Source organism: Pseudomonas sp. NPDC088444, from assembly GCF_044900175.1.
GTDB lineage: Bacteria > Pseudomonadota > Gammaproteobacteria > Pseudomonadales > Pseudomonadaceae > Aquipseudomonas.
Genome location: NZ_JBJDNK010000019.1, coordinates 95455 through 103524, shown reverse-complemented (window position 1 = coordinate 103524; position 8070 = coordinate 95455). Strand labels below are relative to the sequence as shown.

Here is an 8070-nt window from a genome sequence, read left to right as displayed (position 1 = left end):
TCAACTTCAACCACTTGCGCTTCGTTCGATTTGGTATCTCACGTTAGCGGGAGGCGAATTCTACAGCGTTACTCGCTGCTGTCAACACCCTTTTTCACCGCTTTCGATTCGAGCCACAAGCCGGAAAACCGAAGCACTTCCAACCCTATCTAGAAACCGTTAACTCTTTGATCTACAAGGAGTTTTCGGTTCCGACTGCGCCGGAAGTGGGGCGAATTATAGAGACATCTGAAGGGGCGTCAACCATTAATTTCGTTTTTTGCCAAATCCCCATAAATCGGAAAATTGCGCACTATATTGCTCATGGATCAATTCTTCCGCATTATTGCGCCCTCTCTTGCTCTGCCTACTACTCTTCGGACCCCTTTAATAATGAACGCTAAGCAAAACGGCCTGAGTTCGGTCGTTCTTCCCGTTGCCATGCTGCTGATCGCCATGGCTTCGGTCCAGACCGGCGCCTCGCTGGCCAAATCACTGTTCCCCGTCGTCGGTGCCCAAGGCGCCACTGCCCTGCGCCTGGTTTTCGCCAGCGTGCTGATGTTGCTCATCCTGCGCCCATGGCGGACAACCTTCACCTCAGCCTCCCTGCGCGCGGTGCTTATATATGGCATCGCGTTGGGCGGGATGAATTTCCTCTTCTATATGTCTATCCGGACAACGCCTTTGGGAATTGCGGTGGCCCTGGAGTTCACAGGCCCATTGGCGGTTGCCTTGTTCCACTCGCGCAAGGTGACCGATTTCATCTGGATCGCGCTGGCGGTCACCGGCCTTGCCCTGCTGATCCCAACCGGGCACGCAGAAAGTCTGGACCTGACCGGAGCGCTCTACGCGTTGGGGGCAGGCGTGTGCTGGGCTGCTTATATTCTGTTCGGTCAGAAGGCCGGCGCGGATCACGGCGTTCAAACGGCAGCATTGGGCGTTCTGATCGCTGCAATCTTTATTGCACCACTCGGCGTGGCCCATGCAGGCAGTGCGATATTCGACACAGAACTGATTCCCGTCGCTTTGGGTGTAGCGATCCTGTCCACTGCGTTGCCTTATAGCCTTGAGATGATTGCCCTGACCCGCATGCCGGTACGCACCTTCGGCACACTGATGAGCATGGAGCCTGCCGTTGGCGCGTTATCCGGCCTGGCATTTCTGCACGAAAACCTGACACTGACCCAGTGGTTTGCCATCGGAGCCATCGTCATTGCATCCGCGGGGGCGACGTTGACCACACGCCCGGAACCCGCCGCACTCGTGCCCAGTGACTGATTTTTTTACGCTCGTTACACGATGTCGCTGGTATTTGTAACGCCGTTGCGCCATGTTTACGTCCTGCCCTCATCCAGTATGGAGCTTCACTCGGACGGAAACAGTTGATGGCCAACGCAAACGAGCGAACTCAAGCGGAAGACTGAGCGGTCCGATCCCGGTCAGGTAAGGAAATGAATGAAGTACATTTTAATAATCCTGGCGGCCTTGACTGTCGCCGGGTGCGCGGCCACTTCAAAGCCAGTCAAGAGCAAGCGGGGACTGCACATAAATTGCTCCGGCCTTTCGTCCTCCTGGGACAAGTGCTACCAGATGGCAACCGACTCTTGCGAGTCGAAGCAGTACCGAGTCATCGCCAAATCGGGAGACGCAGCCGAAGAACCGGGTGACTTTCCGCTGGGTCTCAATCCCGCAGGTTACACCAGCCGCAGCATGATCATAGTCTGCAAGAAACCAACCCAACCTTGATGCAGCTGACGCACCCTGTCGGCAGTCCCGCGAGAATCCATGCAGATGCCACACCGCTGAGACGGTGCGGCATTGCCCTCAGACAGCCGCCGTGCGCGTCTCCAGCCAAGTCAAGGCCGCGCCGTCAACCAACGGGCTCAAGCGGTGCCTGACCTGAGCGTGATAAGCGTTCAGCCATTCCTTTTCTTCCTGAGTCAGCAAACCGATGTCCAGGCAGCGGGTATCGATCGGGCACAACGTCAGGGTCTCGAACTTGAGAAACTCGCCAAATTCGGTTTTGCCCGCTTCCTGATTGATGACCAGGTTTTCGATGCGCACACCCCATTGCCCCGGACGGTAGGTGCCCGGCTCGATCGACGTGATCATCCCCGGTTGCATGGCCGTTTGCGGCGTCGTGGCAGCCTGATACGCAATGACTTGCGGACCTTCGTGCACATTAAGGAAGTACCCCACGCCATGCCCGGTGCCGTGACCGTAGTTGACGCCCTCGGCCCAGATCGGTGCGCGAGCGATGGCGTCGAGCAATGGCGACAGGATGCCTCGCGGAAATTGCGCACGGGACAACGCAATCACGCCCTTTAGCACACGGGTGCAGTCCCTCTTCTGCTCCGCGCTCGGCGTGCCGATTGGCACCATGCGCGTGATATCCGTGGTGCCCCCCAAGTACTGACCGCCAGAGTCAATCAACAGCAGGCCATCACCCTCAATCTGCGCATAGGCCTCTTCAGTGGCACGGTAGTGCGGCATTGCGCCGTTGCCATTGAAACCAGCAATGGTGGCGAAACTCTGGGAGATGTAACCCGGCCGCCTGGCACGGGCAGCGCCGAGTTTTTCGTCGATGGTCAGTTCACTGACAGGCTCGTTGCCCAACGCCGAATCCAGCCAGGCGAAGAATTCGCACAAGGCCGCGCCGTCCTGCTCCATCGCCTGACGAATGTGCTGCGCATCAGCCTCGCTCTTCTGCGATTTGAACAGGGTCGTGGGATTGAGCCCTTCAACCAGGCTCACTTCGCTGTCCAGGTAATCGAGCAGACCGCAGGTCACGCGCGCAGGATCCACCAGCAGACGCGCTTCTTTAGGCACCTCACGCAACGCGGCACCAATGTGAGTGTAATCGCGCAAGATGATGCCCTCGCCTTCCAGCGTCTTGCGCAGTGCCGGGTTCACTTTTTCCGGCGCGACGAACAGGCTCACGCTGTCCGGGCCGATCAAGGCGAAGGAAATGAACACCGGGTTATAGGAAACGTCTTCACCGCGCAGGTTGAACAACCACGCGATGTCATCCAGGGTGGCGAGAAAATGCCAATCGGCTCCACGCTCGGCGAGCACGCTGCGCAGCCGTGCCAGCTTTTCTTCACGGCTCTGAGTGGCCTGCGGTGCCACATGCTCATAGATGGCTTGCGTCGGCAGCGCCGGACGGTCGTCCCAAAGCTCGGTCAATGGGTCAAGATCGGTGCGCAGCCGGGCGCCGCGTTCATAGAGGTTGCTCGCCAGGGTCCGTGACGATGCCACCGCCAGCACCGCGCCATCGACGGCGACCACCGAATCAGCGCTGGCCTGATCGGCCAGCCACTCTAGCGGACCTTGCTGACCCGGCTGCAGCTTGACCAGCTCAATACCGCTACCCGCCAGTTCTTTAGCGGCCTGTTCCCAATAGCGACTGTCAGCCCAGAGACCAGCGAAATCCTGAGTGACGATCAAGGTGCCGACCGATCCGTGAAACCCTGACAACCATTGACGCCCTTGCCAGTACCCCGGCAAGTATTCGGAAAGGTGAGGATCGGCCGATGGCACCAGCCAGGCATCGATACCTTCACGACTCATCAGGGCGCGTGCCTGCACCAAGCGTTGCGCCACCACTCCAGTGGTTTTCGACTGCGTATTCATTGACTCTCCTGCTGACCGGATCGGTTTGCACCGTACCCGTCAGATAATGGAGGACGACTCGAACGGGAGCAACCGCATGCCCGTGTCGAAGGATGACAGTCCACCTCCAAAGAACCGCTTGAAGGCACACAGTTAGAAATAGCCTGACATTACACAGGGGTAAATACTTCAAGACATGGCCGTCTCACGCGTCACGGCGTTCGCTGTTAATCGAATGGAAATAAATACCCTAAAACGAGTAATTACCCCTGTTCATTCAGCACGTCATTAGTTCCAGAATTATTAACTAACAGGACCCGCATCCCGTTCAATTAATGAACGCCATAAAATTGCCTTCCATGGAGGGTGACTGACTTTTGGCGGTATAAAATTGTCTATCCACGCGCTTTTGCGGGCTCAACGCCATTACGAATCGCCGCTGGAAAAGCGTCAGCGCACCGTGATGGAGCATTGATGTTTTTTTGACTTCATTAAAAATCAATAACTTACATAGACAAATCCCCCGTTTATCAAAAATTTAACAGAATGTTGGCGAAATAAATTGACAGACTCTGCGCAGCCGTCGATATATATGCCTGTCTCATGTTTTCCTGTTTCAGCAGTGCGGCCACAGAGCCGTGCGCGGAGAACATTCAGACTTCATCACTCTGTATCTGCCAACGAAGTTTGCAATCCCCACGGTGCGTTTCTCGCGCCGACGGGAAAGTGTTGGCCAAAAGAAAGTGTTGCGAAATGACTGAAAGTGTCCGGTCGGGCGGTAGCTTTGCCCAACGACTCGCTCAGGCCGACCTTCACGACATACGACGGATATCAGAGACAGCGAACACCACGGCAGGATCTGCAGATTCGGGCGGTAGCGTGCCTGAACCCCCTTTGCCAACGCTGTGCTCTGCTTCATGACTACAGGGGCGCGAGGCAATGCCTTTATCTTTCGACACGGATGAGCAGCTGGCCATGCGTCTGGCTGACGAAATCGATGCCAACGGCTTTGCAAAACTCAGTGGTGCCGTCAATGACACCGACCTGCAGCAACTGCGGACCTGGACGGACGAACAGGCGCAGAAGCATCACGGTGAATACTTCGCGTACCACGGCGAAGGCATGCTGGGCGAGAGCCTGTTGGCCAGTTATTGGGCCGACCCACGCTTCAAGTCGCTGCTGGCGGGCCTTTATCGGCACGCCGCGCAACGCGACCCACTCAGCGACCGGATTTTCCCGGTACTGCGCTGCGTACAGGGCGACATCGGCAAACGCGAGTCCAACGCCTTTCACTACGACGCAAGCCTGGTAACGGCACTTATTCCTGTGTTCATCCCCACCGAAGGTGAAGAACGCGGCGATCTGATGCTGTTTCCCAACATTCGTCGGGTGCGCTCATGGGTGCTGTTCAATGTGTTCGAAAAGGCGCTGTTACAGAACAAGCTGGCGCGCAGCTGGATCATCAAGGGCATGCAGCGCAATTGGCTCAAGCCATACATCCTGCGCCTGGAGCCCGGCAACGTTTATTTCTTTTGGGGCTATCGCACGCTGCACGCCAACAAGACATGCAGCCCTGGCCTGAAACGCGCCACCGCGCTGTTCCATTTTGGTGATCCACACACAGGAAGCCTGGCGACTCGCCTGATCCTCAGAATCAACCAGGGCCGGGCGCGGCGTATGAGCAACAAGGTCGGCACTCAGCCGCCCGCGTCCCATCCGCGTTGAGCCCTTGCTTCGACAGCCAGCCTGCTACACACGCCTTCACGCTTTGCATCAGAAATGGAGACTTCGATGATCAACGTAACCAAGACTTACCTGGGCGATATCGACAAGTTCAAGACGTACGTCGAAGGCATCTACGCGCGTGGATGGCTGACCAACCACGGGCCACTGGTGTGCGAGCTGGAGCAGCGCCTGAAGGATTATCTGGGCGTCAAGCACGTGATTCTGACCAACAACGGCACTCTCGCCCTGCAAGTCGCCTATCGCGCCATGGGGTTGAGCGGCAGCGCCGTGACCACGCCATTCAGTTTCGTGGCCACCAGCAGCTCGCTGCAATGGGAAGGCATTCGTCCAATCTTCGCCGACATCGATGCGCAGACCTGGAACATTTCCCCGGAACACATCGAGAGCCGCATCGTCTCGGACACCACCGCCATCGTCGGCACTCACGTGTTCGGCAACCCGTGTGCGGTGGAACGCATCGAAGAGATTGCCCGTCGGCGCAATCTGAAAGTGGTGTACGACGGCGCCCATGCCTTTGCCGTGCGCCATGCCGGTCAGTCAGTGCTCAACTGGGGCGACATCAGCACCTTGAGCTTCCACGCCACCAAGCTGTTTCACACCATTGAAGGCGGCGCGATCATCACCAACGACGACGAACTGGCGCGCCGTATCCATTTGCTGTGCAACTTCGGCATCGTTGACGTCGACAAGATCGACGGCATTGGCATCAATGCCAAGCTCAACGAATTTTCCGCGGCGATGGGGCTGTGCATTCTCGACGACATCGAGAACATTCTTCAGGAGCGCGCTGAAATTGCCCACTGCTACACCACTCGCCTGGGCGATTACGTCGATCTGCAAAAGCCGGAAAACAACAGCGAGTTGAACCACAGCTACTACCCGGTCGCCCTGAGCGACGAGCAGCAACTGTTGCGTCTGCGCAGTGCCCTGAACACCAACGGCATCAACCCGCGCCGCTACTTCTACCCGTCGCTGGACACCCTGGAATACCTGCAACCGCAAGCGGCGCAAACCGCTTCGCGCTCACTGAGCGAACGAGTGCTGTGCCTGCCGATTTATCCGGGCCTGCAACGGGAAGATCAGGAACGGGTGATCAACACCGTGATCGCCGAGTGCAGTCTGGGCCATGCCTCGTACCAGGTGCCCGATCTGGCGCATGTGATCTGACACCGGCTGAACGCAACACGCCCACGTTTCTGGCGAGAAAGGACACCCCATGCAAACCAAGCGCTCAGTCATACGCAACACTGCGTTGAGCTATGCCGGACAGGCTTACACCTTGCTGGTGGGCATCCTGATCATGCCGTTCTACCTCGGTCACATGGGTGCCGAGGCCTACGGCCTGATCGGTTTTTTTTCGGTCTTGCAGGCCTGGCTGCAACTGTTGGATGCGGGCCTGTCGCCGAGCCTGGTGCGCGCGGTGGCGCATCAGCAGGCCGCTCAGACTCAGGATTTTTTGTCAGGTCGTCTGCTGCGCTCGTTCGAGATCATCTTTCTGCCATTGACCGGGGCCTGCTGCGCGGCGATGTACCTGGGCAGCGAATGGATCGCGGTGCACTGGCTCAACGCCAAGGAGTTGTCGACACGGACGCTGGTCGAGTGCATCGGCCTGATGGGCATCGTGATCGCTCTGCGCCTGTATTCGACGCTGTACAAAAGCGGCATTCAGGGCCTTGAGCAGCACGCCTGGCTGAACCTGGCCAACGTCATCATCGCCACCCTGCGCTACTTCGGCGGATTGTTTCTGGTGAGTACGATTTCCAGCGATCCGGTGCTGTTCTTTCAGTTTCAAGCGCTGGTGGGCCTGATCGAAACCCTGATCTTCGCCGCTCGCGCGTACCAGCAGATGCCGACGCCCTCATGGCTGACCGGCTTCGACTGGCACCTGGTGAAGCCGATCATTCCGTTCGCGGCGAGCATGTCGGGCACCGCAGTGTTGTGGATCGTGCTGACCCAAATCGACAAGGTGCTGCTCTCCGAGCTACTGCCGCTCAATGAGTACGGCTACTTCTCGCTGGTGGCGCTGATCACCACCGGGATCATGATGCTGAGCAACCCGCTGGCGCAGACGCTGCTGCCGCGCCTGACGGTGTTGATGGCCGAGGGCCGACGGGATGACATGCACGCGCTGTTTCTGGCTGCCAACCGTTTTGTCTGCACGTTTCTGTTCCCGCTGGCCGCGCTGATCGCCTTGCATGCCCACGACATGGTGTATGCCTGGTCCGGCGATCGACCGGCGGCCGAATGGAGCCGACTGATCCTGCCGTGGTACTCGCTGGGCAGCGCGATCATGGCTGTCAGCGCGTTTCAGTTTTACCTGCAGTACGCCTACGGCCAGATGCGTTTGCATGTCTGGTACAGCGTGATTTCGGCGCTGATCACGGTGCCGACGATGGTCCTGGCGATTCATTTCTACGGCGCGCTTGGGGCCGCCATTGCCTGGTTCGTCCTGCGTTCGGTGTCGTTCGCCATCTGGCCGATGGTGGTGCACCAACGACTGGCACCGGGGATTCACGGTTTGTGGCTGCGCGACATCATCCGCATCAGCGTGATGACCGCCGTGGGCCTGGCGATCAGCGAACCGGTGTTGCGCCTGATCGCTGATGACAACCGCTTCAATACGTTCATGGGTCTGGCCGTCAGCGGCCTGATCACGCTGATGGTGGTAGCAGCAAGCTACAAGCCACTGGTGACGAAGATTTCCGTCTTGTTCAGCAAATTGAGTACTTAAGC

Annotated in this window: 6 protein-coding genes; 5 read left to right on the top strand and 1 reads right to left on the bottom strand. The window is 58.1% G+C overall.

From position 1 onward, the window contains the following. The first annotated feature begins 372 nt into the window (after positions 1 to 372). Together rhtA and ACI2KB_RS27555 are read left to right on the top strand one after the other, a co-directional pair. The gene (rhtA, locus tag ACI2KB_RS27560) at positions 373 to 1257 is read left to right on the top strand and encodes a threonine/homoserine exporter RhtA (RefSeq protein WP_404639990.1); all 885 of its coding nucleotides are present in this window, start codon (positions 373 to 375) and stop codon (positions 1255 to 1257) included. 177 nt (positions 1258 to 1434) lie between these two features. Continuing rightward, entirely contained in the window at positions 1435 to 1725 is a 291-nt protein-coding gene (locus tag ACI2KB_RS27555; protein ID WP_404639988.1) for a hypothetical protein, read from the top strand. Between the two features lie 78 nt (positions 1726 to 1803). Here the strand turns inward: ACI2KB_RS27555 and ACI2KB_RS27550 are convergent, their stop codons facing one another. Next, positions 1804 to 3612, bottom strand: coding sequence for an aminopeptidase P family protein (locus tag ACI2KB_RS27550; protein ID WP_404639986.1), 1809 nt, complete (start codon positions 3610 to 3612; stop codon positions 1804 to 1806). Between the two features lie 918 nt (positions 3613 to 4530). Here ACI2KB_RS27550 and ACI2KB_RS27545 point away from each other — a divergent pair. The 3 genes from ACI2KB_RS27545 to ACI2KB_RS27535 all read left to right on the top strand — a co-directional run bounded on the left by ACI2KB_RS27545 (position 4531) and on the right by ACI2KB_RS27535 (position 8068). Further along, positions 4531 to 5316, top strand: a complete 786-nt coding sequence (locus tag ACI2KB_RS27545; RefSeq protein WP_404639984.1) for a hypothetical protein — start codon at positions 4531 to 4533, stop codon at positions 5314 to 5316. A gap of 66 nt (positions 5317 to 5382) precedes the next feature. Beyond that, on the top strand, positions 5383 to 6504 hold the full coding sequence (locus ACI2KB_RS27540; RefSeq protein WP_404639982.1) for a DegT/DnrJ/EryC1/StrS family aminotransferase: 1122 nt from the start codon (positions 5383 to 5385) through the stop codon (positions 6502 to 6504). Positions 6505 to 6553: 49 nt separating this feature from the next. Continuing rightward, the gene (locus tag ACI2KB_RS27535; RefSeq protein WP_404639980.1) at positions 6554 to 8068 is read left to right on the top strand and encodes a lipopolysaccharide biosynthesis protein; all 1515 of its coding nucleotides are present in this window, start codon (positions 6554 to 6556) and stop codon (positions 8066 to 8068) included. The last annotated feature ends 2 nt before the right edge of the window (positions 8069 to 8070 follow it).

Excerpts from the sequence above, each read along its gene's own strand:
- ACI2KB_RS27550 (WP_404639986.1), bottom strand. The coding sequence starts at position 3,612 with ATGAATACGCAGTCGAAAACCACTGGAGTGGTGGCGCAACGCTTGGTG.
- ACI2KB_RS27555 (WP_404639988.1), top strand. The coding sequence starts at position 1,435 with ATGAAGTACATTTTAATAATCCTGGCGGCCTTGACTGTCGCCGGGTGC.
- ACI2KB_RS27540 (WP_404639982.1), top strand. The coding sequence starts at position 5,383 with ATGATCAACGTAACCAAGACTTACCTGGGCGATATCGACAAGTTCAAG.
- ACI2KB_RS27535 (WP_404639980.1), top strand. The coding sequence starts at position 6,554 with ATGCAAACCAAGCGCTCAGTCATACGCAACACTGCGTTGAGCTATGCC.
- rhtA (WP_404639990.1), top strand. The coding sequence starts at position 373 with ATGAACGCTAAGCAAAACGGCCTGAGTTCGGTCGTTCTTCCCGTTGCC.
- ACI2KB_RS27545 (WP_404639984.1), top strand. The coding sequence starts at position 4,531 with ATGCCTTTATCTTTCGACACGGATGAGCAGCTGGCCATGCGTCTGGCT.